We start from the raw sequence: 26,617 nt of genomic DNA, 5'->3' as shown, positions 1-26,617 counted from the left end.
TCAGAAGTCCACGGCGTCGCGGATCAGCGGGCACGTCATGCAGTGCCCACCTCCCCGGCCCCGGCCGAGTTCCGCCCCCACGATGGTGATCACCTCGACGCCGGCGCGGCGCAGCAGGGTGTTCGTCGTCGTGTTGCGGTCGTAGGTGAAGACCACGCCGGGCTCGACGGCGACCGCGTTGTTGCCGCTGTCCCACTGCTGGCGTTCGGAGGCGTACACGTCACCGCCGGTCTCGATGACCCGCAGTTCCTTGAGCCCCAGCGACGAGGCGACCACGTCGACGAACGGCCGGTCCCCCTCGTCGATCACCTCGACGCCCGGCTCCCGGTCGCTGGGGAGCAGGGAGAAGGTGTGTACGCCGTCCATGATGTTCGGATAGAGCGTGACGATGTCCCGGTCGGCGAAGGTGAACACCGTGTCCAGGTGCATCGCGGCCCGCAGCTTCGGCATGCCGGCGACCACCACCTTCTCCGCCGCGCCCTGGGCGAACAGCGCCGCCGCGACCTGGGTGATCGCCTGCCGCGACGTCCGCTCGCTCATACCCACCAGCACGACGCCGTTGCCGACCGGCATGACGTCGCCGCCCTCGAAGGTGGCCATCCCCCAGTCCTGCTCGGGGTCGCCCCACCAGATCTTGTTGCCGGCGAAGTCCGGGTGGAACTGGTAGATCGCCTTCATCAGCAGCGTCTCGTCGTGCCGGGCCGGCCAGTACAGCGGGTTCAGCGTCACCCCGCCGTAGAGCCAGCAGGTCGTGTCGCGGGTGTAGAGGGTGTTCGGCAGCGGCGGCATCAGGTACTCGCGGACCCCGGTCGACTCGCGGGCCAGCGCCACGTACCCGGAGCGGAAGTCGTTGGGCAGGTCCGAGGTGGCCAGCCCGCCGATCAGGAAGAAGCTCAGCTCCTTCGGCTTGAGCTCGTCGAGGAACGCCCGGGTGTCGGTGAGCAGCCCGATCCCCACCTCGTTGGCGATGATCTTGCGGTCCAGCAGCCACGCCTTGGCCTCGGGGATCTCCATGGTCTCGGCCAGCAGCTCGTGCAGCTCGACCACCTCGACGCCGCGGTTGCGCAGCTTGTTGACGAAGTCCAGGTGGTCGCGCTGGGCGTTCTCCACCCACATCACGTCGTCGAAGAGCAGGTCGTCCGCGTTGGTCGGGGTGAGCCGCCGGTGCGCCAGTCCGGGCGAGCAGACCAGGACCTTGCGCAGCCGGCCGACTTCCGAGTACACGCCGTGGTTGATGGGCATGAGCAGTCCCTTCAAAGGAGAGAACCAGGACCCTTCAGATGGAGATCCAGCCGGCCGCGAGCGCGACGACACCGGCGACGGCGCCGGCGATCGAGACGGCGAGGATGACGAGTTCACGTCCGGAGAACAGCTGCCGGCCCTGCTCGCGGCGCGCCTGGACGAACAGCAGGGTGGCGGGGGCGTAGATGATGAACGACAGGAGCAGGAACTTCGGGCCGGCCGCCACCAGCAGGAAGATCGTGTAGGCGACGGCCAGGAAGGCGATGACCAGTTCCCGGCGGGTGGCCTGGATCCGCAGCGCGTACCCGGCGGCCAGCAGGAACGGGATCAGGGTGAGGGCGCTGGTCAGGTCCAGGGCGAAGTTGAACGCGTCGGAGGAGAAATAGGTGATCACCAGGACGATCTGGACCAGGATCGTGGACAGCAGCAGCGCGTTGAACGGGACGTCGCCGCGGGTGGTGCGCCCCAGGAACCGCGGCATGTCGTCGTCCTTGGCGGCGACGTAGAGCACCTCGGCGGCCATCAGCGTCCAGGCCAGGTAGGCGCCCAGCACGGAGACGATCAGGCCGACGCTGACCAGCACCTTGCCCCATTCGCCGACGGCCGCCTCGAGGACGCCACCCATCGACGGCTGGCGCAGCTGGGCGATCTCGTCGGCCGGCAGGATGCCGTAGGACACGATGGTCACCGACGCGAAGACGGCGAACACGGCCAGGAAGCCGAGCACGGTGGCCCGGCCGACGTCTTCGCGGCGCTTGGCGTGCCGGGAGTAGACGCTGGCGCCCTCGACACCGAGGAACACGAAGACGGTCACCAGCATGGTGCCCTTGACCTGCTCGAACAGCGAGCCGTAGGACGTCGGCCCGCGCAGGTTGTCGGCGAACACCTGCGGGTCCAGGGCGAAAAGAGCCAGAAGAACGAAGACCAGGATCGGTACGACCTTCGCGATCGTGACGATCCGGTTCACCGCCGCCGCGTCCTTGACCCCGCGCTGGACCAGGTAGAAGAAGATCCACACGCCGATCGAGGACAGCACCACCGACAGAACCGTGTCGCCGTCACCGAGCGCGGGGGCGATCGCCCCGATCGTCGACATGATCAGCACCCAGTAGGTGACGTTGCCGACGCAGGCACTGGCCCAGTAGCCGAAGGCGGAGAAGAACCCCAGATACTCGCCGAAACCGGCTTTCGCGTACGCGTACACGCCGGCGTCCAACTCGGGTTTGCGCAGCGCGAGGGTCTGGAAGACGAACGCGAGCATCAGCATGCCGGACCCGGCGATCAGCCAGGCGATCAGCGCCCCGATGACCCCGGTCTCCTCAGCGAACCGCCGTGGCAGCGAGAACACCCCCGCACCGACCATGCCACCGACGACCATCATGGTCATGGTCGTGAAGGTCAGCTTCTGTACGGACGACGTCTGCGGCGCGGTCGCTGTCATGATCTGCCCTCCCGGGTACCTCGCGACCGTACGAAAGCGGGCTACTCTGTCACCTCATCCGCAACGGATGAGTGGGCCCGGTGGACATCGGGCCCTGACAGCGGGCACGCTGTGCCGGTGACCGGTAAAGACGACCCGCGGCTGCGTGAGCTGGTGCTGATGCGCCGCGTCCGGGACCGGATCGACCGGGACTACGCCCAGCCGCTGGATGTGGAGGCGCTGGCCCGCGGCGTGCACATGTCCGCCGGGCACCTGAGCCGGCAGTTCCGGGCGGCGTTCGGCGAGTCGCCGTACAGCTATCTGATGACCCGGCGCATCGAGCGGGCGATGACGCTGCTGCGCCGCGGCGACCTGTCCGTCACCGACGTCTGCTTCGCGGTCGGCTGCTCGTCGCTGGGCACGTTCAGCACCCGGTTCTCCGAGCTGGTCGGCATCTCGCCGAGCCGCTACCAGCAGATCGCCGCCGGCGACGCCGAGGGGCTGCCCAGCTGCCTCGCCAAACAGGTGATGCGACCGATCAGGAACAGAGAAGCCACACCCACCCGCACGCACCTAGCATCGCAGGCATGAACGTCACCATTCACAACACGTTCCTGCCGGCCGACGACCCCGAGCAGTCCCTCACCTTCTACCGCGACGCGCTGGGTTTCGAGGTGCGCGGCGACGTCGGGTACGGCGACATGCGCTGGATCACGGTCGGCCCGGCGAACCAGCCGCAGACCTCGATCGTGCTGCACCCGCCGGCCGCCGACCCGGGGATCACCGACGACGAGCGCCGGACCATCGCCGAGCTGATGGCCAAGGGCAGCTACGCGAGCATCGTGCTGAGCACCCCCGACCTCGAGGACGTCTTCGAGAAGCTGCAGGCCAGCGGCGCCGACGTGGTCCAGGAGCCGATGGACCAGCCGTACGGGATCCGCGACTGCGCGTTCCGCGACCCGGCCGGCAACATGGTCCGCATCAACCAGCAGCAGGTCGGCTGATCCGGCGGTCGTCCGGGAGCCGCTCGGTCACACCGGTGCGGTCCAGCAGTTCCAGCAGCGGGACGGCCACCCGGCGGCTGGTGTCCAGGGCCCGGCGGGCCTCGCTGAGCGTGAACGGCTGCGGAAGCCCGGCCAGCACGCCGGCCGCCCGGTCCGGGGCGCCGGGCCGCAGTAGCACGGTCTCGCCGAGCCGCATGACCAGGCCGGCGCGCACCGCGGCGGCGATCTGCCGGGCGCCGAGACCCAGCTCGGCGAGCCGGTGCGCTTCGGGTGCCGCGAACGGCCGGGACTCGTCGAAGGCCTCGTGCACGGCCGCGACCAGCTCGGGTGGGATGCCGGGAGTGCCGGCGGTGACCCGGCCGCCGGCCAGGCGCAGCGGTGGCTGGATGAGGGCCTCGACCAGCGAGCGGTCGGGCAGGCCGAGCCGGTGCCGCAGATCCTCCAGCGGCGCGCCGGGTTCGAGCGGTTGGTCGGCGGCGTGCCGGGCCACCTCGTCGGCGAGTCGTTTGCCCAGGTCGGCCCAGTGCTGCGGGTCGGCGTACCAGTCACCGGTCACCGGCGTGCCCACCGGAACACCCATCCGCAGCAACTCCTCGCCCCGGATCAGCCGGCGCCGGCGCAGCTCGCCGGCGAGGTCGGCGGCACCGGTCATCCCGGCCAGCTCGGCGGCACGCCGGGCCGCGGCGCCGCGGCGGGTCAGTCCGGGCGGCGCCACGTCGAGCACGGTCACACCGCCCGCGACGTGATGCCGGCCCGGGTCGCGCAGCAGCGCCCGGTCGCCGAGACGCAGCGGAAGCGGCCGGTCCAGCCGCAGCCGCGCGGTGTCCGCACCCAGCGGGCGGACCCGGACCGGTACGGCCGCCGAGCCCACATGCAGCGTCACGGTGGCCGGCAGGTCCGCGACGGGGTCGCCGTGCACCCGCACGTCGATCAGGTCGGTGGCGCGGAACCGGCCCGGCGCCAGCAGCGCGGCGCCGCGCGCGACCCGATCCTTGTCGACGCCGCGCAGGTTGACCGCGACCCGGGCGACGGCGTCGGCGTGATCGACGGGTTCGCCGAGGCTCTGCAGCCCGCGGACCCGGACCGGCCGGGACAAACCGGTGAGTTCCAGTTCGTCGCCGCTGCTGACCGACCCCGCGCCGAGGGTGCCGGTCACGACTGTTCCGGCGCCCTTGATCGTGAAGGACCGGTCGATCCACAGCCGCACCGGCGTGTCGGTCTCCGGCGCGGGCAGGGCGCTGACCAGGCGATCCAAGGCGGTCCGGAGGTCGTCGAGGCCGGCGCCGGTGCGGCCGCTGACCGGCACCGCTTCGACGGCGCCGAGCGAGGTCGCGGCGATCTCGGCGCGGGCGGCTTCCATGGCCGGCCGGGGATCGGCCAGGTCGCAGCGGGTGACGACGAGCAGGCCGTGTCGCACGTCGAGGGCGTTCAGCGCGGCCAGATGCTCGGCGGACTGCCGGCGCCAGCCCTCGTCGGCGGCTACCACGATCATGGCGGCGGGGACCGGGCCGATCCCGGCCAGCATGTTCGGCACGAACCGCTCGTGGCCCGGCACGTCGACGAAGGCGACCGTCGCCCCGGATGCCAGGGTGGTCCAGGCGAAGCCGAGGTCGATCGTCATGCCGCGGCGGCGTTCCTCGGCCCAGCGGTCCGGTTCCATCCCGGTCAGGGCCCGGACCAGGGTGGACTTGCCGTGGTCGACGTGCCCGGCGGTGGCGACGACGTGCATGTCAGCGCCCCGCCTCGCCGTCGCCACGGCCGTCGGCATCACGGCGCAGCGGGCCGGACACGGCCAGGACCGCTTGGACGACTGCGGCGTCGGCATGTTCCGGGACGCAGCGCAGGTCGAGCAGCAGGCGGCCCCGCTCGACGCGGCCCAGGACCGCTGGGGCGCCGGTTCGCAGCGGTTCCGCGTACGCCTCAGGCAGCGACAGTGACCACGACGCAAGCTCGACCTCGGGCGCACCGCCGCCACCGACCACCGCAACCGACGTCACCACCGCGGCGTCCCCGCCCACCTCGGCCCGCAGTTGCTCGGTGCGCTCGCGCAGCGCGTCCGGGTCGGTGCGCAGCGCCGCCCAGGTCGGCGTGACCGGCCCGCCCAGCGTGGCGGCGAGCGCTGCCAGCGTCAGCTTGTCCACCCGCAGCGCCCGGGCGAGGGGATGCCGCCGCAGCCGCTCCACCAGGTCGGCGTCGCCCAGCAGCAGCCCCGCCTGCGGGCCGCCGAGCAACTTGTCGCCGCTGGCCACCACGAGATTCGCGCCGCAGCGCAGCGTGGTGGCGGCATCCGGCTCGTCCGGCAGCAGCGGATCGGCCCGCAGCAGCCCCGACCCGATGTCGGCGACCACCGGCACGCCCAGCCCGGCCAGGTCGGGGATCGCCGCAGCGCTGGTGAAGCCGCGCACGACGAAGTTCGACGGATGCACCTTCAGGATGAGACCGGTCTGCGGCCCGATCACCGCGGCGTAGTCGGCGACCGACGTGCGGTTCGTGGTGCCGACCTCCCGCAGCCGCGCGCCGGTGGATTGCAGCAGGTCCGGCAGCCGGAACCCGTCGCCGATCTCCACCATCTCGCCGCGGCTGACCACGATCTCGCGCCCGGCAGCCAGCGCGGTAGCGGTCAGCACCAGCGCGGCCGCGCCGTTGTTGACCACGTGCACGCCGCCGGCATCCGGCACCGCGGAGGCCAGCGCGGCCAGGGTGTCGCGCCCGCGCCGGGCCCGCCGCCCGGTGGCGAGATCGAGCTCCACATCGGTGTACCCGCTGGCTGCCACGATCGCCTCGGCCGCCGCCGGGGACAGTGCCGCCCGGCCCAAGTTGGTGTGCAGCACGACGCCGGTGGCATTGAGCACCGGCCGCAGCCCGCCCGCGTTCGTCGGCAGGGCCGCCACCGCGGTGTCGGCGACCGCTTCCGGCGCCAGCTCGCCGCTGCGCACCCGCTGCTGCGCAGCGACCACCGCGGCCTTCACCGCCGCCCGGCCGAGCGTCTCGGCCGCGGCCACCAGGCGCGGATCTCCCAACACCGCATCGGTACGGGGTACCCGCCGCCGAGAATCCATGCCATCTCCGTTCGCCCAACAAATCTTCGCCGCGGATGTCGAGAACGCCGGGGCGGCTCCGTCCCCGGGATACCCAAGCATCAGAACATCGATCACAGGAGCGTTGGCAATGGAACAGCACGAGATCACCGAGGTCCTGAACCGCCCGTACAGCCAGGAGTTGCTCGCCCGCGACCTGACCCGCCTGGCGTACGTCGCCAAGGACGGCACCCCGCGCACCATCCCGATCGGCTTCACCTGGAACGGCTCGCAGATCGTCCTGTGCACCAGCCGCAACGCCCCGAAACTGCACTCCCTGCGCCGCAACCCGTCGGTCGCGCTGACCATCGACACCGAGGTCCACCCGCCCAAGATGCTGCTCATCCGCGGCCAGGCCGAACTCGACGACGTCGACGGCATCCCCGAGGAGTACCTGCAGATGAACGGCAGCTACCAGATGACCCCCGAGCAGCGGGTCGAGTGGGAGGCGCAGGTGCACGCCCTGTACGACGGCATGGTCCGCATCGTCATCACGCCGACCTGGGCGAAACTCATCGACTTCGAGACGAATCTGCCCACCCCGGTCGAGCAGCTGGTCCGCCAACAGGCCGAGCGGCGCAGTGCCTGAGCACGTCGGCGGCGGCAAAGCCGAACCCGGCGGAGCAACAGCGCGGGCCCCGGCCGACCGGCCGGGGCCCGCGCTGCGGAATGGATCAGACGGGGGTCGTCTCGGTGACCTGCTGGGTGGCGGTCACCGAGATGGTGCACGTCGTCGTCGGGTGGGCCGGGCCGAATGCCGGCTTGACGAGGGCGTGCACGTAGAAGTGGCCCTGCGTGATCTGCGGGGCGAGGTCGAACTCACCGCCGGTGGCGCCGCCGTTGGGCCACCACCGCCAGCCCGGTGCGGTGTACTGCCCGGGATCCGGGGTCGGCGCGGTGTTCGTCGGGTCGTCGGTGAAGCCCATCATCAACGACGGCCTGGGCTGCGTGCACTGCGCGAGGAACGAGACGTTCAGCGGGCCGGGCTGGATCTCCAGGTCACCGCTGAAGATGTGGCACCCGTTGGTCGCCGGGCCGCACTCGACGCCGGTCCCGCTGTACTGCCAGACCGTCTTGGTCGTGGTGCGGGTCGTGATGGTCTCGCCCACCGCCACCGGGTCAGGCGTGGCGCTGAACGTCATGGCAACCGCAGCCTTCCGGGCGGCCAGTGCCGCCGGGGGTGCGGCCACCACGGCCACCGTCAGGGCAACTGCCGGAATGAGGAAACGCGCAATTCGCATCGGGCCCCCGCCCTCCAATGTGTTGAGTTCGCCCCGGAAGAAGATCCAGAGCAAGATTCCGCACGACGTTAGTCGAAGATCGACTCGTGCGCCGCCCCATGGGGTGGCAGATCGCCTTGCCCCGGGCACCCGGACGCCTGGCCCGTGTCGCCCGTCCGGCCTGCCGCGCGACTGCTCGGCGGACGTGATTCCCGCCGACTCCTACGCCGCGAGCAGAGTGCTGACTGAGCGGCGTTGGGGCGGCTCAGTCAGCACTCTCTGCTGCTCAGCGGAGGCGGACGGGAATCGAACCCGCCCGGCCCGGATACCGGGCCGCAACGGTTTTGAAGACCGCGAGGAGCACCAGCTGCCTGAACGCCTCCGCTGATCACCGTAGCCGCACTGTCCGGTTCGCGCCCGCTGGGCCAGGACGGAGAAAAAACTTCGAGAACCGTGTCGATTCGGGGTGGGGCCGTTCGAGCCATGGGTGTGAGGGCCGGTAGGCGGCCCGCCTCCGACAGGGAGAAACACTCATGCGTACGCGTACGCTGCTGACCGCCGGCATCCTGGCCGGACCGCTGTATGTCCTGGTGTCGCTGGTCGAGATCGCGCTGCGGGACGGCTTCGATGCGACCCGGCACGCCTGGAGCATGCTGGCCAACGGCCCGTTCGGCTGGGTGCACAGCCTGAACCTGATCGTCTCGGGTCTGCTGGTCGTCGCCGGCGCGATCGGGCTGTCCCGGACGGTCAGGCCCGGCGCGCTGCTCGGCGTGTACGGGCTCGGCATGGTCGGGTCCGGCTTCTTCGCCGCCGATCCGGGCCGCGGGTTTCCGGCGGGCACGCCCGAGGTGGTGCCGATGAGCTGGCACGGGAGCCTGCACTTCGTGCTCGGCGGGATCGGGTTTCTCGCCCTGGTCGCCGCCTGTTTCCTGATCGGGCGGCGCCTCGACGGTGGATTGGCCGTCTTCTCGTACGTCACCGGGGTGTTGTTCCTGATCGGATTTGTTGCGATGGCCGCCGGCGGCGGCACCGCAGCGGGCCTGCTCGGCTTCACCGGAGCCGTGATACTGGCTTCGGCCTGGCTGTCCACGATCTTCGCCCACTACCGCTGAACCCACTACCGCTGATCTTGAAGGGGACCCGACATGCGTTACCTGACCCTGTTGCGTGCGAAGCAGTCCACCACCCCACCGCCGCCCGAGCTGATGGCCGCGATCATGGCGCTCGGCGAGGAGGCCACCAAGGCCGGCGCCCTGCTGGACACCTCCGGGCTGGCGCCGAGCGCGAGCGGCGCCCGGGTGAGCCTGGCCGGCGGGGAGCTGATGCTGACCGACGGGCCGTTCGCCGAGTCGAAGGAGGTGATCAGCTACGCGATCTACGAGGTGCGGTCGAAGGAGGAGGCGGTCGAGTGGGCGTCCCGGTTCCTGCGGGTGCACCAGGACCTCTGGCCGGGCTGGGAGGGTGAGGTGGACGTGCTGAAGCTGTTCGGGCCGGAGGACTTCCCGGCGGCCGGCGCTTGAACAGCGACGCGAAGGCCGTTCTCGAGGCGGTCTGGCGGATCGAGTCGGCGAGGCTCGTGGCGAGCCTCGCCCGGCTCGTCCAGGACGTCGGGGTGGCCGAGGAGATCGCCCAGGACACCCTGGTCATCGCGCTGGAGCAGTGGCCGCGTGACGGTGTGCCGCGCGAGCCCGGCCCGTGGCTGCGGGCGACCGCCAAGCACCGGGCGATCGACCTGATCCGGCGGCGGACCAACTACGCGTCGAAGCTGGCGGTGCTCGCGCACGACGCGATCCCGCGGGAGGACGACGACGAGCTGATCGACTCGCTCGACGACCACATCGGCGACGACCTGCTGCGGCTGATCTTCACGGCGGCGCATCCGGTGCTGTCGGTGGAGGCGCGGGCGGCGCTGACGTTGCGGCTGCTGGGCGGGCTGAGCACGCCGGAGATCGCGCGGGCGTTCCTGATCAGCGAGGCGACCGCGGCGCAGCGCATCGTGCGGGCCAAGCGGACGCTCGCCGAGGCGGGCGTGCGGTTCAGCATGCCGGCGCCGGCCGAGATCGGGGAACGGCTGGGCACGGTCCTCGGAGTGGTCTATCTGATCTTCAACGAGGGGTACGCGGCGACCGGCGGCACCGATTGGGCGCAGCCGGCGCTGTGCCGGGAGGCGATCCGGCTGGGCCGGGTGCTGGCCGGGCTGCTGCCGGACGAGCCGGAGGTGCACGGCCTGCTCGCCCTGATGGAGTTGCAGGCGTCGCGGCTCCCCGCGCGGATCGCCGCCGACGGCCGGCCGGTGCTGCTGGACGATCAGGACCGGCGGTTGTGGGACCGGCTGCTGATCCGCCGCGGTCTGGCCGCCCTGGAACGCGCCGAGGAGCTGGGCGGCGGCCTCTACTCGCTGCAGGCGGCGATCGCGGCCTGTCACGCGCGGGCGCACACCGCGGCCGACACCGACTGGGCGCGGATCGCGGCGCTCTACGAGGTGCTCGCCTACCTGCTGCCGTCGCCGGTGGTCCGGCTGAACCAGGCGGTTGCGGTGGGCCGGGCCGGTGATCCGGCGCGCGGACTCCGGATCGCGGACGGACTCGGCGCGGAACGGTCGCTGCGGGACTATCCGCAGCTGCCCGCGGTCCGCGGTGAGCTGCTGGCCCAGCTGGGGCGGGCGGCCGAGGCCCGGACGGAGTTCGGCCGGGCCGCCTCGCTCACGCGCAACGAGGCGGAGCGGGAGCTGTTCCGGGCCCGCGCCGAGTCAGCGGTGGTACATGTCGATCCAGGACCAGCCGTCGCCCAATGACCAGCGCACCTGACACGGGTCCCCCGCGCATTCGACGATGCTGCCGGCCGGCGGATCCCCGATGAAGGCGTAGCCGGTGACACCGTCGACGATCCCGGTCCAGGCGGGCAGGTACACCGTGCTCGCGCCGTAGACGATCGGATCCCCGGTGAACGCCAGATACCGCAGCTCGGCAGGGAAAGGGTCCAGCTGATGGGTGCGGGCCAGTTCGGCGACGGCCAGGAAGCCGGCGTGGTGCCGCTCGTAGTAGCCGTGCACGAAGGCGGCGGTCCAGTCGGTTCGCACGATCGCCGTCGCGCCGGCCGCACCGACCACGAACGCCATCCCGGCCAGGAGGAACCGGCGGACGAGACAGAATGCCGCCGCGACCAGCGCCGTGGCGGCGACGGCCACCAGCCAGGCCAGCCCGGACACGGCCCACGCCAGAGGCCCGATCCGGCTGAACAACCACACGCCGGACAGCTGAGTCACCGCCACCGCCGCCCAGGCCAGCGGAACGGCGAGGACCAGCGCTGTCGCCCCGCGCCGCAACCGGCGCGCCGGCGCAGCCTCGCGGCCTTCCATCGATCGCATCCCGTGATAGTGATGGCCGAGCCGCCACGGAACCGAGTCGCCATGCGCACCTTCACAGAACCTCCACGCCCTGCGGCGCCAGAATGGCTGTGCGACAGTGCGTGGGTGACGACCACAGCCCGCCCCCGCCTGACCCAGTACGCGCACGGCGGCGGCTGCGCCTGCAAGATCCCGCCCGGCGAGCTGGAGAGCGTGGTCTCCGGCCTGATCGGCGGCGCCGCCCCGGACGGCCCCGGTGAGCTGCTGGTCGGCCTGGACGACGGCGACGACGCCGCGGCGGTCCGGATCGCCGCCGGGACGGCCGTCATCGCCACCGCCGACTTCTTCACCCCGGTCGTCGACGACGCGTACGACTGGGGCCGGATCGCCGCCGCCAACGCGCTCTCCGACGTCTACGCCATGGGCGGCACGCCGGTGGTCGCTGTCAACCTGCTCGGCTGGCCGCGCGACACGCTGCCGATGGAACTCGCCGGCGAGGTGCTGCGCGGCGGCCTCGACGTGGCCCGCGAAGCCGGCTGCCACGTCGCCGGCGGCCACAGCGTCGACGACCCGGAACCCAAGTACGGCATGGCGGTCACCGGCATCGCCGACCCGGAACGCCTGCTCCGCAACGACGCCGGCACTCCCGGCACCCCGCTGACCCTGACCAAACCGCTCGGCATCGGCGTGCTCAACAGCCGTCACAAGTCCACCGGCGAGGTGTTTCCGCACGCCATCGCGACGATGACCACCCTGAACCGGTCCGCCGCCGAGGCCGCCCTCGCCGCCGGAGTCCGCTGCGCCACCGACGTGACCGGTTTCGGCCTCCTCGGCCACCTGCACAAACTCGCCCGCGCCAGCAACGTCACCGCCGTCATCGACAGCGCCGCGGTCCCCTACCTCGAGGGCGCGCGCAAGGCCCTCGCGGACGGCTTCGTCAGCGGCGGCACCCGCCGCAACCTCGACTGGGTGCGCCCGCACGCCGGCACCGGCCGGGTCTCCGAGGACGAACTGCTGCTGCTGGCCGACGCGCAGACCTCCGGCGGCCTGCTGATCGCCGGTGAGATCCCCGGACACCCGGTGATCGGCGAATTGGTCGCGCGCCGCGGCGACGTCACCCTGAGCATCAGATAGAAACCCATCATCGGTACGACAAGCGCTATCGCGACCACCGCATTCGGTCGCGGCCGATGCGCGACCGCCGGGCTGATGCGCGTTTTATCGAAGCTTCACATTTCCCCAACGGATTAACCCGATTCGTCAGCACCCGCGGCCCGATGGACGCCGGGTTCGACTGTCCGATTCATGGCCCGGCGGGAAACCGTTACGTAGGGTCGTTTACGGCGCGCCACGTCATATTCCGCCATTCCCCTTCCATCGGAGCACATCATGCGCCGTAATGCGCTCATCGCCGCGACCCTGGTCGCCGCCGGCATGTCATTCGCACCGCTGCCACCAGCGTCCGCCCAGGCAGAAGCTCAGCCCGAAGCTCAGACCGCAGCTCAGGCCGAAGCCCGAGCTGAAGCCAAGGCCCTGCCCAGCGTGCAGGTCGCCGCCCGCTACAGCGGAACCGTCGCCCGCGGCGAGACCTACTACCGTTCCGGGGATTTCGCGGTGTGGCGCAGCAGCGTCTCCAGCGCATTCCTCAGCGGATTCCGCAACGCGAACGGCCGCTTCGTCGTCGACGACGTGCTGACCATGACGGTCACCGGCGAAAACGGCCGCACGCAGACGTTCCGCCACGACTTCAGCCGGAACTGCACGGCACCCACACCGCAGCCACTCGACTATCTCAACCTGAACAAATACCTGTTCGCCGGCCTCAACACGGTACGGTTCGCACTCAGCGACAAGTGCGGCGACGTGGTCCGCAACTCGGACATCTTCCTGAGCGGATCCGGCGTCATCGACCCCGCGGTGGCCGGCGCCCGCGGCTGCTCCGGCAGCAACTGGGTGGGCGGCATCACCGGCAGCCCGGCGTTCATCCCGTCGACCAACCCACCGCAGCGCAAGGACCGCCGCGTCCAGGGCACAGCCGGGCTGAGCGTCGCCAACCGGATCAACTGCAGCGCGTCGGTGCAGGTCGCCCTGGAGACGAAGGTGTGCAACCGGTTCGGCTACAACTGCAATCCGCGGACCATCGCCAGCACCACCATCGAACGGCTGCCGGCCGCCGGCCCGCATGTGAAGACGCTGAGTGCGGACTGCCGTCGCGGCACCCACTCGTACCGGATGCAGGTCCGCGTGAAGTGGGTGACCTGGACCGGCTGGGCCCGCCAGACCGTGGTGCCGAAGTTCGAGACCCGGGTGCGCAACACCCCGGACGGTGACCGCGGCTGGACCCGGATCTCCTGCTGAGAGCCGCCGGGCCGGGGTAACAGGTACTCCATGTTCGAGGGATTCAAGGATGAGCGGGTGGACGTGGGCGACGTCGAGTTGCGAGTGCGGCATGCCGGGGACGGCCCACCGGTGCTGCTGATCCACGGCCACCCGCGCACCGGCGCGACCTGGCACCGGGTCGCGCCGCAGCTGCTGCAACGCGGTTTCACCGTCGTCTGCCCGGACATGCGCGGCTACGGCCGGTCCGGCACGGCGACGGTGCTCCCGGACCACTCGCAGCAGTCCAAACGGGCCGTCGCGCAGGACCTGGTGACGCTGATGCGGCGGCTGGGCCACGACAGGTTCGCCGTCGCCGGGCACGATCGTGGCTGCTACGTGGCGCTGCGCCTGGCCCTGGACCACCCGGACGCGGTGACCCGGCTGGTGGTCATGGACGGGGTGCCGATCAGCGAGGCCCTGGCCCGCTGCGACGCGAAGTTCGCCCGCGACTGGTACCACTGGTTCTTCTTCGCCGTGCCGGAGAAGCCGGAGCGCGCCATCCTGGCCGACCCGGACGCCTGGTACACCGCGGATCCGCGGGCCATGGGCGCGGAGAACTACGCCGAGTTCCGGGCGGCGATCCACGACCCGGACACGGTGCGGGCGATGCTCGAGGACTACCGGGCCGGTCTGGGCGTCGACCGCGATCATGAGCTGGCGGACCGCAGCGCCGGGCGCACCGTACGATGCCCGGCCCTGTTCCTGTGGTCCACCCGCGACGACATGGAAGACCTGTACGGCGACCCCCTGGCAATCTGGCGCACGTGGGCGGGCGACGTGCGGGGCGTGCCGATCGAGTCGGGCCACCACATGGCCGAGGAGAACCCGGACGCCGTCGCCGCCGCCCTCACCGATTTCCTCAAGTGACCCCGAGACCGTTGGCGCGGGCCAGCGCGACGGCGTCCTCGCGGGTGGCGACGCCGAGTTTGCCGAGCATCTCGGAGATCCGGTTGCGGATCGTCTTCGGGGCCAGGAACAGCCGGGACGCGACCTGTGTGGTGGACAGGCCGCGGACGAGCAGCTCGAGGATCTCCAGGTCGCGGGAGTCCAGCGCGGCCAGGCTCGGCGGCGGCGGCGCCACCCGCGTCGCCGCCACCACCGCGGCCTGCGCGCCGCGGCCCAGCACCAGGGCGCCGCGGGCGGCCGAGCGGATCGCGGCGAGCACGTCCTCCGGGTCGGAGTCCTTCAGCAGGTAGCCGTCCAGGCCGGAACCCAGACTGCGTACGACGGACTGGTCATCAGCGTGCATGGTGAACACCAGCACCCGCAGGCTGGGCTGTCGCCGTTTCAGGGTCGCGCCCAGGCTGATCCCGTCGCCGTCGGGCAGCCGCAGGTCCAGCACGGCGATGTCGGCCTCGGCGGTGACGGCCAGCGCCTCCGCGGCCGAGCGGACCGCGGCGACCACCTCCAGGCCGGGCTCCGAGTCGATCAGCGCGGACAGGCCGGCCAGGACGATCGGGTGGTCGTCGGCCACCAGCACCCTGATCACGGCGCCGCCGGCATTTCCAGGCGCAGCCGCGTACCCCGGCCGGCGCCGGCGTCCACCTGCAGCGTGCCGCCGAGCTCCTCCGCGCGGCGGCGCAGCGACGACAGGCCGACGCCGGGGACGATCGGGCCGCCCACACCGTCGTCGGTCACGTCCACCTGCACGGTGTCGCTCGTCGTGCGTACCTCGACGGCCACCTGCCCGGCTCGCGCGTGCCGCAGCGCGTTGGTGAGGCCTTCGGCGACCAGCCGGTACACCGCCACCGCGACCTCCGGGGCGAGATGCGCGTCCGGGACCGCGCCGAGCTTGACCTTGGGCCCCTGCCCGGTGAAGGAGCCGGCGAGGCGTTCCAGCGCGGCGGCGAGGTCGCCGTCGTCGAGAACCGACGGCGTGAGACCGGAGACGATGCGGCGCAGGTCGCTGCGGCAGCCGGCCAGATCGTTCGCCAGCGCCTCGAGGACCGGGGCCGGGCGGCGCCGCAGTTCGGCGCGGACCCGCATGCTCATCCCGACCAGCATCGGGCCGAGGCCGTCGTGCAGGTCGCCGAGGATCCGGGCGCGTTCGGTGTCGCGCTCGCGGGCCAGGTCGCGGCGCACGTGGTCGGCCTCGACGGCCAGGTCGACAGCCTTCGCCACCAGCGACACCGTCGGCAGCAGCTGCCGGACGACGCGGTCCTGGCGAGGCTCGGGACCCTCCGGGTGGCGCGGTTCGAGGTAGAGGGTGCCCACCCGGTCGGCGCCGACAGCGAGCGGATAGAGCACCCAGTGGCCGGGCACGTCCGGCAGGTCCGGGCCGACCACCAGGCCGACCTCCCGGTGGCCGCTCGCGGCGGCCACCATCGCGGCGGCCTTCCCCAACAGGGCACGAGCATCATCGGTACGGGTGTGCAGCTCAGCGGTGATCTCGGTGACGTCGGCGGCGGACAGGGCGCCCGGGCCGTACCGGCGGGTCAGGAACTGCCGCCGCAACCACAGTCCGGCCGGCAGCACCAGGACCGCCGCCACCACCGCGGAAAACGCCCCGGACACATCCGGCCGCGGCACCCCGGCGTGCTCGGCGCCGGTCCGGACCAGGGTGCCGACCCCGGCGCCGATCAGCAGGGTGGCGGCCGCGACCGCGGCGTCGACCAGCGGTTCGTCGACCGGGCGCAGCTCGCGGATGGTGACCAGCCGCACGATCAGGGCCGCGGCGCCCCACAACCCGAGCGTGGTGACGACCGCCGCCACCCGCGGACCACCGGCGACCGACGCCGTCGACACCGCGCCGAGCAGCGCCGCGGACCCGGCGACCAGCCAGACCAGCCGGCGCCGCGACATCCGGTCGGCGGCGATGTCCATCGTCGCGGCGACCACCGCCAGGGCGGCCACGACCAGGGCGACGCCGGCGCGTTCCCAGAGCTGCTCGATGGCGGCCCAGCCGGGCTGGTCACCGCGGAACAGCAGGGCGATCGCGGTGACGACCGCGGGGATGACGGCGAGCCCGGCGAAGGCACGGCCGAGACGCGATCGCGCGTGCCGGTCGAGCAGCAGGGCGGCGGCGAGACCGAACGCCGGCCAGCCCAGGCCGTACAGGGCTCCGGTCGGCAGGGTGCTCTCGCCCAGCCCGACCAGGGCCGGCGCCGCACCGGCCGCGGTCGCCAGCGCGGCCCCGACGACCGGGCCCGGCACTCCACTGTTCACAGACTCATGGTGCAGCACCGCGGGACGCGGTCACAGAGGCGCGGGACGCTCCGGGACATCGCGGGACTGGTGCCCGGGACAGGGTGGCGCGCACGGTGGACACAGCCCCGGAACGACCGGGGCGGTCCACGACGGAGGTTTCCTCATGTCCAACACCACTGCGAACCGTACGTCCCGCGGCATGTCCGCACCGATGCTCGTCGGCGGCGCGTTCCTGCTCTCGACCGTCGCGAACCTCGCGTTCCGGGTCGCCGACCTCGTGTTCGGCGACGGCGACCCGCACCGGCCGGAAGGACCGGTAGACAGCATCGTGAGCATCAGCGTCGTCGGCGGCCTCGGCCTGCTGGTCGCGCTGGCGGTCGGGCTGCCGCTGATCCGCGACCCGGCCCGGGCCCGGATCGGCGCGATCATCCTCGGCGCGCTGTCACTGGTCACGCTGCCGGTGTGGTGGTCGGGCGCCCCGGCCGTCCTCGGCGCCGCGGCAGCGTGGCTGGCCGGCCTGACCAAGGACGGCCCGCCACAGACCGGAGTCGCTCGCGGTTTCGGCATCACCGGTTTCGTCGTCGCGGTCCTGGTGATCGTCGCCGTGCTCGCCGGCAACCTGGCCTCCCTGCTCGGCTGACAACCTCAGCCGTGCTGGACCGTCAGGCCGTAGAACTTGACCTTAGCGCCGTTGGTGGTGCTCTCCGACGACGACTGGTTGTAGGAGCCGGCCTTGAAATACTGCCGGTACGGGTTGAACGCGGACGGGATCGGGTAACTCGTCCGCGTCCCGTTGACGGTCAGGTTGAGCCGGCTGCCGGTCACGTTGAGGACGTAGGTCCACTTCACCCCGAGGGCGACGTTGCCGACCTTGTGCAGCGTCTGCCCGCTGGCGTCCGGCGAGTTCTGGGTGCCGAAGAAGATGTCGCCGTTCGGCCGGTAGTACAGCTCGGCGAGAGGCTTGGTGGACGTGCCACCGGTGCCGAGCTTCACCTGGCCGACGGCGACGTTCTTCGTCACCGACACGACCCGCAGCTGGGCGCTGAGCGTGTGATTGCCGGCGAGCGTCCAGTCCGCGACGCTGCCGTTCGGGTTCATCTCGCGCAGCTCCGACCGGGCGTACTTCGAGTTCGGCGTGGTCACGCCCTTCTCCGGCGCCCAGAACGTCATCGACCCGTCGTTCTTGTCGGTCCAGAAGAACGACGAATTGGTGTAGCCGCCCTCGAGCCGCGACGGCGAGATGGTGTCGGGCTTGCCCGGGCTGCCGCTCGGCAGCTGAAGCGACCAGACCGACAGGTCGAAGTTGCCGCCCGGCGGCAGGCTGGGGTCGAGGGTGGCGGCCTCCGCGGCGCTGATGCCCACGGCGCCGAGCGTACCGGCGACGGTGGTGGACAGGGCTGCGGCGAGCAGGGTGCGTCTCTGCATGGGGATGACCTCGTTACCGTCAGGGGAATCCGGTAAGACAGTTAAATAAAGCAGGCCGTCGATGTCCGGCTCAAGCGGTTCGCCCACCCAAATCCTTAAACATCCTTAAATCCCCCAGCTGACCGCGAGCGTCGCTTCCGCCGCCGGGAAACAGCACTGGGCGTCAGCCCAACCCCGCCGGCTGACCGCCAACGTCCCTTCCGCCGCCGGGAGGCAGCACTGGGCGTCAGCCCAACCCCGCCGGCTGGCCTAGAGCGCGGGCTGGGTGGGCGGCCACCTCCATCAGCCCGGCGGGCGCGGTGGGGCCTTGCGTTGTGCGCAGGCCGCGCGGACGTAAGGGGACGGCGTCGAATTCGGCGGGCGCGGTGTCGGGCGTACTGATCAGGGGTTTCGGGCTAGGCGTTCGCGTTGCGGGAGCACGGTGTATTTGGGGTCCTTGGCGGAGGCTACGCCGCCTTCGAAGATGCCGAAGCGGGTGGCGAGCGACGCGGTGAGCAGGGAGAGGCCGGACAGGCCGGAGATCAGGCGGCTGCGGCGGCCGAGGAGGGCGCCGGCTACGCCGAGGGCGGTCAGGGCGCGTCCGGCGCGCAGGAGTCTGCCGGGGCGGCCCTGGGTGTAGGGCTCGCTGAGGATGCCCAACGTGGTCTCCACGCGGTGGGCGCCGTAGAGCTCGAGGGCGGCGCCGAAGACGGCCATGCGGCGGGCCGGGCCGGCCTGGGACGGGGGTGCGCCGAGCAGGCCGACGCCGGCGCCGCTGGCCAGGGCGCTGCCGGCGAAGACGTAGGGCAGTTCGGGGTACGCGGCGTGCCAGCTCGGGGTGGCGGTGTCGGCGAGCAGCACCGCGGTGTACGTGGCCAGGGCCGGAGCGGCGGCTGCGGCGGCGTACTGGCCGGCGGTGCCCAGTGGCGTGACCAGTTTGCCGAGGGGGCGGGGCAGCATCGGGGCGGCCTCGGCGATGGCGGAGACGCCCGCGGCGGCGCCGAACGCGCTGAGGATCCACGTGCCCATCGACATCGGCGACGTGGGTTTGGCGATCCGCAGCATGTGGTGGAAGCGGTCCGGGCGGCCCAGGTCGTTGACGAGGAAGTAGCCGCTGGCCACCAGGGCGCCGAGCGCGGTGGTGCGGCCGGCGCGGCGCAGCGCGGGACGGCCGGTGGCGTCACCGCCGGCGGCCAGCAGGGCGGAGCCGGCGGCGAGGCCGCCGGTGAACAGGTACGCGGCGATGTCGTGATGCCAGACCGGCGGCCGCACGATGGGGCGGCCGTAGTAGGAGCGGAACTCGGCGGGCGGCACCATGGAGCGGTCGGCGCCGCGCTTCTTCCCGCGGCGGCCGCCGTTGTGTCCTCCGCGGCCGGCGCCGCCCGTTTCCGCCCGGGCCTTGTCCTGGTGGCTCATGGGCGACCGCCCAGGAAGGACACGACGACAGCCGCGGCCATGGCGAGGCCGGCCACGCCGGCGCGTTTCCACATGGCCGGCAGGTCGCGGGTGGTGACGATCGGGTCGGGCGGCAGGCCGTACACCTCAGGTTCGTCCAACAGCAGGAAAAACGCGCCGTCGCCGCCGACGCCGTCGTCGGGGTCGTGGCCGTACAGCCGGGCCTCGCTCACGCCCTGCTCGTGCAACCGCGACACCCGCTCCGCGGCCCGGCCACGCAGTTCTTCGAGTTCGCCGTACTGGATGGACTGGGTCGGGCAGGCCTGCGCGCAGGCGGGCGTCAGCCCGTCGCCGATCCGGTCGTAACACATCGTGCACTTCCAGGCCCGCCCGTCGTCCTGCCGCTGGTCGATGACGCCGTAGGGGCAGGCCGGGATGCAGTAGCCGCAGCCGTTGCAGATGTCCTCCTGCACGACGACTGTGCCGAACTCGGTGCGGAACAACGCCCCGGTTGGGCAGACGTCCAGGCAGCCGGCGTGGGTGCAGTGCTTGCACACGTTGGACATCATCAGCCAGCGGAAGTCGGTGCGCGGCGCGTCCAGGTTCCGGCCGGGCAGATCGCTGCCGGGCATGCCGAGAAACTGCGGCGATGCGGTGGTCGCGGCCGCAGCAAGAGCATCAACAGCCGGGGGTACGCCCGGAGCAGTGCCGGTCTCCGCCGGCGCGCCCAGTGATGCCCGGCCCGCCGCCGGCTGTTCGATGAACGCCACGTGCCGCCACGAGTTCGCGGTCAGCCCACCGGTGTTGTCGTACGACGTGCCGAGCAGGTTGAACCCGTCGTCCGGCACCAGGTTCCACTCCTTGCAGGCCACCTCGCACGCTTTGCAGCCGATGCACACGCTGGTGTCGGTGAAGAAGCCCATCCGCGGCGGCGCGTCCACATATCCCGCGTCCGGCGCCGGGTCGAGCGGCCCGTACAGGCTGTTACTTCCCATTCTCGCCCGCCCGTCTGCGATAGCTCTCGACGTACTCGAGCAGGGCCGGTCCGACCGGGCGCCGTCCCGGCTGGATGTCGCAGGTGCCCACTTTGCTCTCCTGGATCAGCACGTTCGGGTCGAGGGTGATGCCGATCAGGTCGTTCGCCGAGTCGCCGGTGACCAGGCCTTCACTGCCCCAGTGGTACGGCATCCAGATCTGGTGCAGCACCCGGCCGTCGACGCGCAGCGGCCGCAGCCGGTCGGTCACCATGACCCGGGCCTCGATGGCGGCGCGCGCGGTGACGATGTGCGCCCACCCGAGGTGTTCCAGGCCGCGTTCCGCGGCCAGCTGCGGGGAGACCTCGACGAACATCTCCGGTTGCAGTTCCGACAGGTACGCCAGCTGCCGGCTCATCCCGCCCGCGGTGTGGTGCTCGGTGAGCCGGCTGGTGCTGAAGATGTACGGGTACACCGAGTTCACGCTCGGGTTGGCCGGGTTGTCCGGCCGGTCGTACACCTTGCGGGCCGGGTTGGCCTGCTGGCCGTAGAGCGGGTTGCGAACCGTCGACTCGGCCGGCTCGTAGTGGGTGGGCAGCGGCCCTTCGATCAGGCCGCTCGGCGCGTACAGCCAGCCCTTCCCGTCGCCCTGCATGATGAACGGGTCGTCGCCGGCGATCGCCGCGACCCCGCTGGCTCCGTCCGGCGGCCGGTAGGAGGGCGGCTTGGTCTTCTCGAAGTCGGGCACGTCGTAGCCGGTCCACTCCCCCGCCTCCGGGTCCCACCAGACGTACTTCTTGCGTTCCGACCACGGCTTGCCGTCCGGGTCGGCGGACGCCCGGTTGTAGAGGGTGCGCCGGTCCGACGGCCACGCCCAGCCCCACTCGCGGGCCACCCAGTTCTGCTCGCGGCCGGGTCTGCGGCGGGCCGCCTGGTTCACCCCGTCCTTGTAGACGCCGGAGTAGATCCAGCAGCCGCATGCGGTCGAGCCGTCGGCCTTGAGCGCGGTGAAGTTCGGCACCAGCTCGCCGGTGGCCACGTCATACCCGTTGATCTCCTTGAGGACGTCCTCGCCGCTGGGCTCCTCGTCCGGCCAGGTCAGGTTGAGCAGGCCCTGGTCGCGCGGCAGGACGGAGCCGGCCAGCCTCTCCCGGACCAGCCGGCCCAGGTGATGGAAGAACCACAGCTCGGACCGGCAGTCGCCCGGCGGGTCGAGGGCCTTCTCGCGCCACTGCAGCAGCCGCTGCGTCTGGGTGAACGTCCCGTCCTTCTCCGCGTGGGAGGCCGCGGGCATGAAGAACACCTCGGTGCGGCACTGTTCGGGCACGATCTCGCCGGTGGCGACCTCCGGTCCGTCTTTCCAGAAGGTCGCGCTTTCGATCAGGAACAGGTCGCGTACGACCAGCCAGTCCAGATTCGCCATCCCGAGTCGCTGCGCCTTGCCGTGGGCCGAGCCGACCGCCGGGTTCTGGCCGAGCAGGAAGTACCCCTTGATCTTGCCGTCGATCATGTCGAGGGCCTGCCGGTAGGTGCCGTGATCGCCGGTCAGCCGGGGCAGCCAGCCGTAACCCCAGTCGTTGCCGGCCGTGGCGGCGTCACCCCAGTAGGCCTTGAGCAGGCTCACCGCGTACGCCTCGGCGTTGGCCCAGAATCCCTTCTGCTCGGGGTTGCGGATCGCGTCGACCCACTGCCGGAACGTCTCGTGCTGCTGGTGGTGCGGCATCGGCAGGTAGCCGGGAAGCAGGTTGAACAGCGTCGGGATGTCGGTGGAGCCCTGGATGCTGGCGTGCCCGCGCAGGGCCATCACGCCGCCGCCAGGCCGGCCCATGTTGCCGAGCAGCAGCTGGATGATCGCGCCGGTGCGGATGTACTGCACGCCGACGCTGTGCTGGGTCCAGCCGACCGAGTAGACCAGCGCGGTGGTGCGCTCGCGGCCGGAGTTCGCCGTCCAGGCCTCGCAGACCTCGAGGAACTTGTCCTGCGGCACTCCGCAGACCTGCTCGACGACCTCCGGGGTGTAGCGGGCGTAGTGCCGCTTGAGGATCTGGTAGACGCAGCGCGGATCCTGCAGGGTCGGGTCCCGGGGCACGTCGGCCGGGATCGGCGGTCCGTGCGACTCCTGCTCGAGGCCGGAGGCGGTCTCCCGGTCGGCGTGCGCCTCACCCTCCTCCTGGCCCTCGTCCTGCTGTCCCGCGTACTGCCAGCTGCTCTGGTCGTAGACGTTGAGCTCGGGGTCGTAGCCGGAGAACAGGCCGTCGAGGTCCTCGGTGTCCTGGAAGTCCGCGCTGACGATCATGGACGCGTTGGTGTACGCCACCACGTAGTCCCGGAAGTCCTTCTCGTTGGCCAGGATGTAGTTGATCACCCCGCCCAGGAAGGCGATGTCGGCGCCGGCACGCACCGGCACGAACGAGTGCGCGAGCGCGCTGGTCCGGGTGAACCGCGGGTCGACGTGGATGATCTTCGCGCCGCGTTTCTTGGCCTCCACCACGTACTGGAAGCCCACCGGGTGCGCCTCCGCCATGTTGGAGCCCTGGATGATGATGCAGTCGGCGTTGGCCAGATCCTGAAGGAATCCGGTGGCCCCGCCACGGCCGAAGCTGGTCCCCAGACCGGGAACGGTGGCGGAGTGTCAAATCCGCGCCTGGTTCTCGATCTGTATCGCGCCCATCGCCGTGAACAGCTTCTTGATCAGGTAGTTCTCTTCGTTGTCCAGCGTCGCCCCGCCGAGGCTGGAGATGCCGAGCGTCCGGTTCAGCGGGCGGCCCTGGTCGTCGGTGTCCTCCCAGGTCTGCTCCCGGGCCTGCAGCACCCGGTCGGCGATCATGTCCATCGCCGTGTCCAGGTCGAGCTCTTCCCAGTCGGTCGCGTACGGCCGGCGGTAGAGCACCTTCTTCTGCCGTCGCTCGCTGGTGACCAGGCTCTTGCTGGCCGAACCCTTCGGGCAGAGCCGGCCCTGGGAGATCGGGCTGTCCGGGTCGCCCTCGATCTGGGTGACCTCGCCGTCCTTGACGAAGATCCGCTGGCCGCAGCCGACAGCGCAGTACGGGCACACGGAGCGGGCCATCGAATCGGCAGTGGTGGTGCGCGCGGTCAGCTCCCGCGAGCGCCCGGACTGTGCGGCCGCGCCGCGGCCCAGCGGGTCGGTCCCGGTCAGCTGCCGGTAGACCGGCCACCCTTCGATCCAGGTGCGGACGCCCATGGAAGGACCCTAACCCCGATCTTCGGCGCCCGCAGGACTTCCCGGGCTCCTTGGGAACGCTCCCAGATTGACGAATAGCGCAAGTTTCGATTCCGTTGCGCAAGTTTCGGGCCGATATCGCTAACGTGTTGATCGAGCTGGCTCGATCGTCCCGGTGATCGGGCCGACAGCTGACCCACCGTCCCCTGAAGTCAGCGAAAGGCACCGCAATGACAACCGCTCCACATCCCCAGTCCCGTCGCTGGCTGCGCACGATAGCCATCGCGGTGACGGCCGGAACCGTCGCCGCGACCACGGCGACCCTGGCCTCCAGCGCCGAAGCGGCCACCACGCTCGGCGCCTCGGCGGCCCAGTCCGGCCGCTATTTCGGCACCGCCGTCGCGATCAACAAGCTCAGCGACTCGACCTACTCGACCATCCTCAACCGCGAGTTCAACATGCTCACGGCCGAGAACGAGATGAAGATCGACGCGCTCGAGCCGCAGCAGAACCAGTTCAACTTCACCACCGCCGACCGGCTGATCACCCGGGCCAACGAGATCGGCGCCAAGGTCCGCGGGCACACGCTGGCCTGGCACTCGCAGCAGCCCGGCTGGATGCAGAGCATGAGCGGCACCGCCCTGCGCAACGCGATGAAGAACCACATCACCCAGGTGATGACCCACTACAAGGGCAAGATCCACTCCTGGGACGTGGTGAACGAGGCGTTCGACGACAGCAACGGCGGACGCCGCGACTCCAACCTGCAGCGCACCGGCAACGACTGGATCGAGGACGCGTTCAAGACGGCGCGGGCCGCCGACCCGGCCGCCAAGCTCTGCTACAACGACTACAACACCGACAACTGGACGTGGGCCAAGACGCAGGGCGTGTACAACCTGGTCAAGGACTTCAAGGCGCGTGGCGTACCGATCGATTGTGTCGGTCTGCAGTCGCACTTCAACAGCGGCTCGCCGTACCCGGGCAACTACCGCACCACCCTGCAGAACTTCGCCGATCTCGGCGTCGACGTGCAGATCACCGAACTGGACATCGAGGGTTCCGGCACCACGCAGGCCACCACGTACGCCAACGTGGTCAAGGACTGCCTGGCCGTCGCCCGCTGCACCGGCATCACAGTGTGGGGCATCCGCGACAGCGACTCGTGGCGGGCCAGCGGCACGCCGCTGCTGTTCGACGCGAGCGGCAACAAGAAGGCCGCCTACAACTCCACCCTCGAAGCCCTGAACGGCGCCCCGCCGTCGTCGCCGCCGCCCTCGTCCTCCCCGCCGCCCACCGGCAACTGCGCCAACGGCTACGTCGGCCTGACCTTCGACGACGGCCCCGGCTCCACCACCCAGCAGCTGCTGAGCGCGCTGAAGACCAACGGTCTGCGGGCCACCTTCTTCAACCAGGGCAACAACGCGACATCAAACCCGTCTCTGGTACGCGCACAGGTCACCGATGGTCACTGGGTCGGCAACCACAGCTACAGCCACCCGCACATGACCCAGCTGAGCCAGGCCGAGATGGACTCCGAGATCAGCCGCACCCAGACGGCGATCGCCAACGCCGGCGGGGGCACGCCCAAACTGTTCCGCCCGCCCTACGGCGAGACCAACGCGACCCTGAAGGCGGTCGAGCAGAAGTACGGCCTGACCGAGATCATCTGGGACGTCGACACGCAGGACTGGAACAACGTCAGCACCGACGCCATCGTGGCGGCCGCCGCGCAGCTCACCAACGGCCAGGTCATCCTGATGCACGACTGGCCGGCCAACACCATCGCGGCGCTCCCGCGTATCGCCCAGGACCTGCGCAACCGCGGCCTGTGCTCGGGCATGATCTCGCCGTCCACCGGCCGCGCGGTCGCCCCCGACACCACCACCCCGCCGCCGTCCTCGTCGCCGCCTCCCCCGCCGTCCTCGTCCCCGCCGCCGGTCCCCACCGGGTGCTCGGCGACGATCTCCAACAACGCGTGGACCGGCGGCTTCGTGACCACGGTGAAGGTCACCGCCGGCTCGACCGCGCTGAACAGCTGGTCGGTCTCGATCACCCTGCCGTCCGGATCCACGGTCACCAACTCGTGGAACTCGCAGGCCAGCGGCACGAGCGGCACCGTCCGCTTCGCCAACGCCTCCTACAACGGCCGGGTCCCGGCCGGCGGCAGCACGGAGTTCGGCTTCCAGGGCAACGGCACACCGCCCGCCAGCGCCACCTGCACCGCAGCCTGACCCCGCAATGAAACGACCCGGGAGCCTTCGAGCTCCCGGGTCGTTCCGCACCGCCCCGTGGCCCGGCGGTCCAGCACCGCCCTTTAGCTGGGCGATTCAGCAATGGCCGACGGCTGGGCGATTCAGCAATGGCCGACGGCTGGGCGATTCAGCACTGGCCGGCGGCTGGCGATTCAGCGGCGGCCCGCGGCCAGGGCGACGAGGAACTGGCCGCCGCCGGCGTCGACGCTCGCGGTCACCGGCAGCCCGGGCACCAGCCGGGAGAACCGGTCGACCAGCCAGTCCGCCGCTTCCTGAGCATCCTTCTTGGTCGGGCACCGGGCGACCAACTCCCGCCCACCCTTGCGTTCGAGCCGCTCGGCGACCGTGATCAGCGGCGCGGGCTCCACCACGCGCAGCCGGTCCGGCCAGGCGATGACCACCTTGACCGCGCCCTTGCGCGTGTTGCAGGCCCGGTGCGCAAGCCGCTCCGCGACTTTGGCCTTACGGTCAGCGGTCCGGCTGTCCACGCTGGGGCCACGCGGGTCATTCACCGACATATCGGAATCGACCGGCTCGTCACAAACCCAGCAGCGCCAGCCGTCGCGCTCCCCA

The 26,617-nt window shown here is 71.2% G+C and carries 24 protein-coding genes, 1 tRNA gene and 1 pseudogene; 12 read left to right on the top strand and 14 right to left on the bottom strand.

All coding sequences use genetic code 11. The features are described 5' to 3' along the window. A complete protein-coding gene (locus OHA21_RS13530) occupies positions 1-1,242 on the bottom strand; it encodes an arginine deiminase (RefSeq protein ID WP_328473821.1) in 1,242 nt (413 codons plus the stop codon). Between the two features lie 34 nt (positions 1,243-1,276). Continuing rightward, on the bottom strand, positions 1,277-2,683 hold the full coding sequence (locus OHA21_RS13525; protein ID WP_328473819.1) for a basic amino acid/polyamine antiporter: 1,407 nt from the start codon (positions 2,681-2,683) through the stop codon (positions 1,277-1,279). A 159-nt stretch (positions 2,684-2,842) separates the two neighbouring features. On the opposite strand from OHA21_RS13525, the gene OHA21_RS13520 reads away from it, so the two are divergent. Beyond that, a complete protein-coding gene (locus OHA21_RS13520) occupies positions 2,843-3,253 on the top strand; it encodes a helix-turn-helix transcriptional regulator (protein WP_328478408.1) in 411 nt (136 codons plus the stop codon). Beyond that, positions 3,250-3,666, top strand: a complete 417-nt coding sequence (locus OHA21_RS13515; protein WP_328473817.1) for a VOC family protein — start codon at positions 3,250-3,252, stop codon at positions 3,664-3,666. Before OHA21_RS13520 ends, OHA21_RS13515 begins: the two co-directional genes overlap by 4 nt. On the opposite strand, the gene selB is transcribed toward OHA21_RS13515, so the two are convergent. Next, positions 3,644-5,395 (bottom strand): selenocysteine-specific translation elongation factor, encoded by a 1,752-nt coding sequence (gene selB / locus OHA21_RS13510; RefSeq protein ID WP_328473815.1) that lies wholly within the window; start codon positions 5,393-5,395, stop codon positions 3,644-3,646. The two genes, OHA21_RS13515 and selB, sit on opposite strands and share 23 nt — an antisense overlap. A gap of 1 nt (position 5,396) precedes the next feature. Further along, positions 5,397-6,725: an L-seryl-tRNA(Sec) selenium transferase gene (selA, locus tag OHA21_RS13505; RefSeq protein WP_328473813.1), complete on the bottom strand. Its 1,329-nt coding sequence runs from the start codon at positions 6,723-6,725 to the stop codon at positions 5,397-5,399. A 109-nt stretch (positions 6,726-6,834) separates the two neighbouring features. On the opposite strand from selA, the gene OHA21_RS13500 reads away from it, so the two are divergent. Continuing rightward, entirely contained in the window at positions 6,835-7,332 is a 498-nt protein-coding gene (locus OHA21_RS13500) for a pyridoxamine 5'-phosphate oxidase family protein (RefSeq protein ID WP_328473811.1), read from the top strand. An 85-nt stretch (positions 7,333-7,417) separates the two neighbouring features. Here OHA21_RS13500 and OHA21_RS13495 read toward each other — a convergent pair whose 3' ends face one another. Both OHA21_RS13495 and OHA21_RS13490 read right to left on the bottom strand, forming a co-directional pair. Then, positions 7,418-7,984, bottom strand: coding sequence for a hypothetical protein (locus tag OHA21_RS13495; RefSeq protein ID WP_328473809.1), 567 nt, complete (start codon positions 7,982-7,984; stop codon positions 7,418-7,420). A gap of 268 nt (positions 7,985-8,252) precedes the next feature. Then, positions 8,253-8,346: transfer RNA gene (locus tag OHA21_RS13490), tRNA-Sec, on the bottom strand. A 150-nt stretch (positions 8,347-8,496) separates the two neighbouring features. Between OHA21_RS13490 and OHA21_RS13485 the strand changes: the two genes are divergently transcribed. Genes OHA21_RS13485 through OHA21_RS13475 form a run of 3 tightly spaced genes read left to right on the top strand, consistent with a single transcriptional unit; the run spans position 8,497 to position 10,757 of the window. Beyond that, complete coding sequence (locus OHA21_RS13485; protein ID WP_328473807.1) at positions 8,497-9,075, top strand: DUF998 domain-containing protein; 579 nt, start codon at positions 8,497-8,499, stop codon at positions 9,073-9,075. Between the two features lie 33 nt (positions 9,076-9,108). After that, entirely contained in the window at positions 9,109-9,483 is a 375-nt protein-coding gene (locus tag OHA21_RS13480) for a YciI family protein (protein ID WP_328473805.1), read from the top strand. Continuing rightward, positions 9,480-10,757 (top strand): RNA polymerase sigma factor, encoded by a 1,278-nt coding sequence (locus OHA21_RS13475; protein ID WP_328473803.1) that lies wholly within the window; start codon positions 9,480-9,482, stop codon positions 10,755-10,757. The genes OHA21_RS13480 and OHA21_RS13475 overlap by 4 nt, the downstream gene beginning before the upstream one ends. On the opposite strand, the gene OHA21_RS13470 is transcribed toward OHA21_RS13475, so the two are convergent. Continuing rightward, positions 10,713-11,330 (bottom strand): hypothetical protein, encoded by a 618-nt coding sequence (locus OHA21_RS13470; protein WP_328473801.1) that lies wholly within the window; start codon positions 11,328-11,330, stop codon positions 10,713-10,715. The two genes, OHA21_RS13475 and OHA21_RS13470, sit on opposite strands and share 45 nt — an antisense overlap. Positions 11,331-11,435: 105 nt before the next feature. Between OHA21_RS13470 and selD the strand changes: the two genes are divergently transcribed. The 3 genes from selD (at position 11,436) to OHA21_RS13455 (ending at position 14,555) form a co-directional block, all read left to right on the top strand. After that, positions 11,436-12,443: a selenide, water dikinase SelD gene (gene selD / locus OHA21_RS13465; protein WP_328473799.1), complete on the top strand. Its 1,008-nt coding sequence runs from the start codon at positions 11,436-11,438 to the stop codon at positions 12,441-12,443. 255 nt (positions 12,444-12,698) lie between these two features. After that, complete coding sequence (locus tag OHA21_RS13460; protein ID WP_328473797.1) at positions 12,699-13,667, top strand: hypothetical protein; 969 nt, start codon at positions 12,699-12,701, stop codon at positions 13,665-13,667. A 30-nt stretch (positions 13,668-13,697) separates the two neighbouring features. Further along, positions 13,698-14,555, top strand: coding sequence for an alpha/beta fold hydrolase (locus tag OHA21_RS13455; RefSeq protein ID WP_328473795.1), 858 nt, complete (start codon positions 13,698-13,700; stop codon positions 14,553-14,555). Here OHA21_RS13455 and OHA21_RS13450 read toward each other — a convergent pair. Next, positions 14,548-15,177, bottom strand: coding sequence for a response regulator transcription factor (locus OHA21_RS13450; protein ID WP_328473793.1), 630 nt, complete (start codon positions 15,175-15,177; stop codon positions 14,548-14,550). The genes OHA21_RS13455 and OHA21_RS13450 overlap by 8 nt on opposite strands. Beyond that, positions 15,174-16,853: a sensor histidine kinase gene (locus tag OHA21_RS13445; RefSeq protein ID WP_328473791.1), complete on the bottom strand. Its 1,680-nt coding sequence runs from the start codon at positions 16,851-16,853 to the stop codon at positions 15,174-15,176. The genes OHA21_RS13450 and OHA21_RS13445 overlap by 4 nt, the downstream gene beginning before the upstream one ends. Positions 16,854-16,998: 145 nt before the next feature. Between OHA21_RS13445 and OHA21_RS13440 the strand changes: the two genes are divergently transcribed. Beyond that, the gene (locus OHA21_RS13440; protein WP_328473789.1) at positions 16,999-17,475 is read left to right on the top strand and encodes a hypothetical protein; all 477 of its coding nucleotides are present in this window, start codon (positions 16,999-17,001) and stop codon (positions 17,473-17,475) included. A gap of 5 nt (positions 17,476-17,480) precedes the next feature. Here OHA21_RS13440 and OHA21_RS13435 read toward each other — a convergent pair whose 3' ends face one another. The 4 genes from OHA21_RS13435 to fdh all read right to left on the bottom strand — a co-directional run bounded on the left by OHA21_RS13435 (position 17,481) and on the right by fdh (position 23,810). Continuing rightward, entirely contained in the window at positions 17,481-18,260 is a 780-nt protein-coding gene (locus OHA21_RS13435) for a polysaccharide lyase family 7 protein (RefSeq protein WP_328473787.1), read from the bottom strand. 381 nt (positions 18,261-18,641) lie between these two features. After that, a complete protein-coding gene (nrfD, locus tag OHA21_RS13430; protein WP_328478406.1) occupies positions 18,642-19,556 on the bottom strand; it encodes an NrfD/PsrC family molybdoenzyme membrane anchor subunit in 915 nt (304 codons plus the stop codon). Positions 19,557-19,651: 95 nt separating this feature from the next. Beyond that, complete coding sequence (locus OHA21_RS13425) at positions 19,652-20,629, bottom strand: 4Fe-4S dicluster domain-containing protein (RefSeq protein ID WP_328473785.1); 978 nt, start codon at positions 20,627-20,629, stop codon at positions 19,652-19,654. After that, on the bottom strand, positions 20,619-23,810 hold the full coding sequence (gene fdh / locus OHA21_RS13420; protein WP_328473783.1) for a formate dehydrogenase: 3,192 nt from the start codon (positions 23,808-23,810) through the stop codon (positions 20,619-20,621). Before fdh ends, OHA21_RS13425 begins: the two co-directional genes overlap by 11 nt. A 209-nt stretch (positions 23,811-24,019) precedes the next feature. Here fdh and OHA21_RS13415 point away from each other — a divergent pair. Further along, a pseudogene (locus tag OHA21_RS13415) lies at positions 24,020-25,393 on the top strand (endo-1,4-beta-xylanase); the annotation flags it as partial. A 156-nt stretch (positions 25,394-25,549) separates the two neighbouring features. After that, the gene (locus OHA21_RS52705; protein ID WP_442875162.1) at positions 25,550-26,023 is read left to right on the top strand and encodes a cellulose binding domain-containing protein; all 474 of its coding nucleotides are present in this window, start codon (positions 25,550-25,552) and stop codon (positions 26,021-26,023) included. A gap of 173 nt (positions 26,024-26,196) precedes the next feature. Here OHA21_RS52705 and OHA21_RS13405 read toward each other — a convergent pair whose 3' ends face one another. Continuing rightward, entirely contained in the window at positions 26,197-26,562 is a 366-nt protein-coding gene (locus OHA21_RS13405; protein WP_328473781.1) for a hypothetical protein, read from the bottom strand. Positions 26,563-26,617: the final 55 nt, after the last annotated feature.

The organism is Actinoplanes sp. NBC_00393 (assembly GCF_036053395.1).
Taxonomy (GTDB): domain Bacteria; phylum Actinomycetota; class Actinomycetes; order Mycobacteriales; family Micromonosporaceae; genus Actinoplanes.
The sequence above is the reverse complement of the archived record's forward strand: the minus strand, read 5'-3'. Positions and strand labels throughout refer to the sequence as shown.

Coding starts and splice junctions, on each gene's coding strand:
- OHA21_RS13405 (WP_328473781.1), bottom strand. CDS start 26,562: ATGTCGGTGAATGACCCGCGTGGCCCCAGCGTGGACAGCCGGACCGCT.
- selA (WP_328473813.1), bottom strand. CDS start 6,725: ATGGATTCTCGGCGGCGGGTACCCCGTACCGATGCGGTGTTGGGAGAT.
- OHA21_RS13425 (WP_328473785.1), bottom strand. CDS start 20,629: ATGGGAAGTAACAGCCTGTACGGGCCGCTCGACCCGGCGCCGGACGCG.
- OHA21_RS13530 (WP_328473821.1), bottom strand. CDS start 1,242: ATGCCCATCAACCACGGCGTGTACTCGGAAGTCGGCCGGCTGCGCAAG.
- OHA21_RS52705 (WP_442875162.1), top strand. CDS start 25,550: ATGCACGACTGGCCGGCCAACACCATCGCGGCGCTCCCGCGTATCGCC.
- OHA21_RS13435 (WP_328473787.1), bottom strand. CDS start 18,260: ATGCAGAGACGCACCCTGCTCGCCGCAGCCCTGTCCACCACCGTCGCC.
- OHA21_RS13500 (WP_328473811.1), top strand. CDS start 6,835: ATGGAACAGCACGAGATCACCGAGGTCCTGAACCGCCCGTACAGCCAG.
- OHA21_RS13440 (WP_328473789.1), top strand. CDS start 16,999: ATGTCCAACACCACTGCGAACCGTACGTCCCGCGGCATGTCCGCACCG.
- OHA21_RS13525 (WP_328473819.1), bottom strand. CDS start 2,683: ATGACAGCGACCGCGCCGCAGACGTCGTCCGTACAGAAGCTGACCTTC.
- OHA21_RS13480 (WP_328473805.1), top strand. CDS start 9,109: ATGCGTTACCTGACCCTGTTGCGTGCGAAGCAGTCCACCACCCCACCG.
- OHA21_RS13460 (WP_328473797.1), top strand. CDS start 12,699: ATGCGCCGTAATGCGCTCATCGCCGCGACCCTGGTCGCCGCCGGCATG.
- OHA21_RS13520 (WP_328478408.1), top strand. CDS start 2,843: ATGCGCCGCGTCCGGGACCGGATCGACCGGGACTACGCCCAGCCGCTG.
- OHA21_RS13485 (WP_328473807.1), top strand. CDS start 8,497: ATGCGTACGCGTACGCTGCTGACCGCCGGCATCCTGGCCGGACCGCTG.
- selB (WP_328473815.1), bottom strand. CDS start 5,395: ATGCACGTCGTCGCCACCGCCGGGCACGTCGACCACGGCAAGTCCACC.
- OHA21_RS13515 (WP_328473817.1), top strand. CDS start 3,250: ATGAACGTCACCATTCACAACACGTTCCTGCCGGCCGACGACCCCGAG.
- OHA21_RS13495 (WP_328473809.1), bottom strand. CDS start 7,984: ATGCGAATTGCGCGTTTCCTCATTCCGGCAGTTGCCCTGACGGTGGCC.
- OHA21_RS13455 (WP_328473795.1), top strand. CDS start 13,698: ATGTTCGAGGGATTCAAGGATGAGCGGGTGGACGTGGGCGACGTCGAG.
- nrfD (WP_328478406.1), bottom strand. CDS start 19,556: ATGGTGCCGCCCGCCGAGTTCCGCTCCTACTACGGCCGCCCCATCGTG.
- OHA21_RS13470 (WP_328473801.1), bottom strand. CDS start 11,330: ATGCGATCGATGGAAGGCCGCGAGGCTGCGCCGGCGCGCCGGTTGCGG.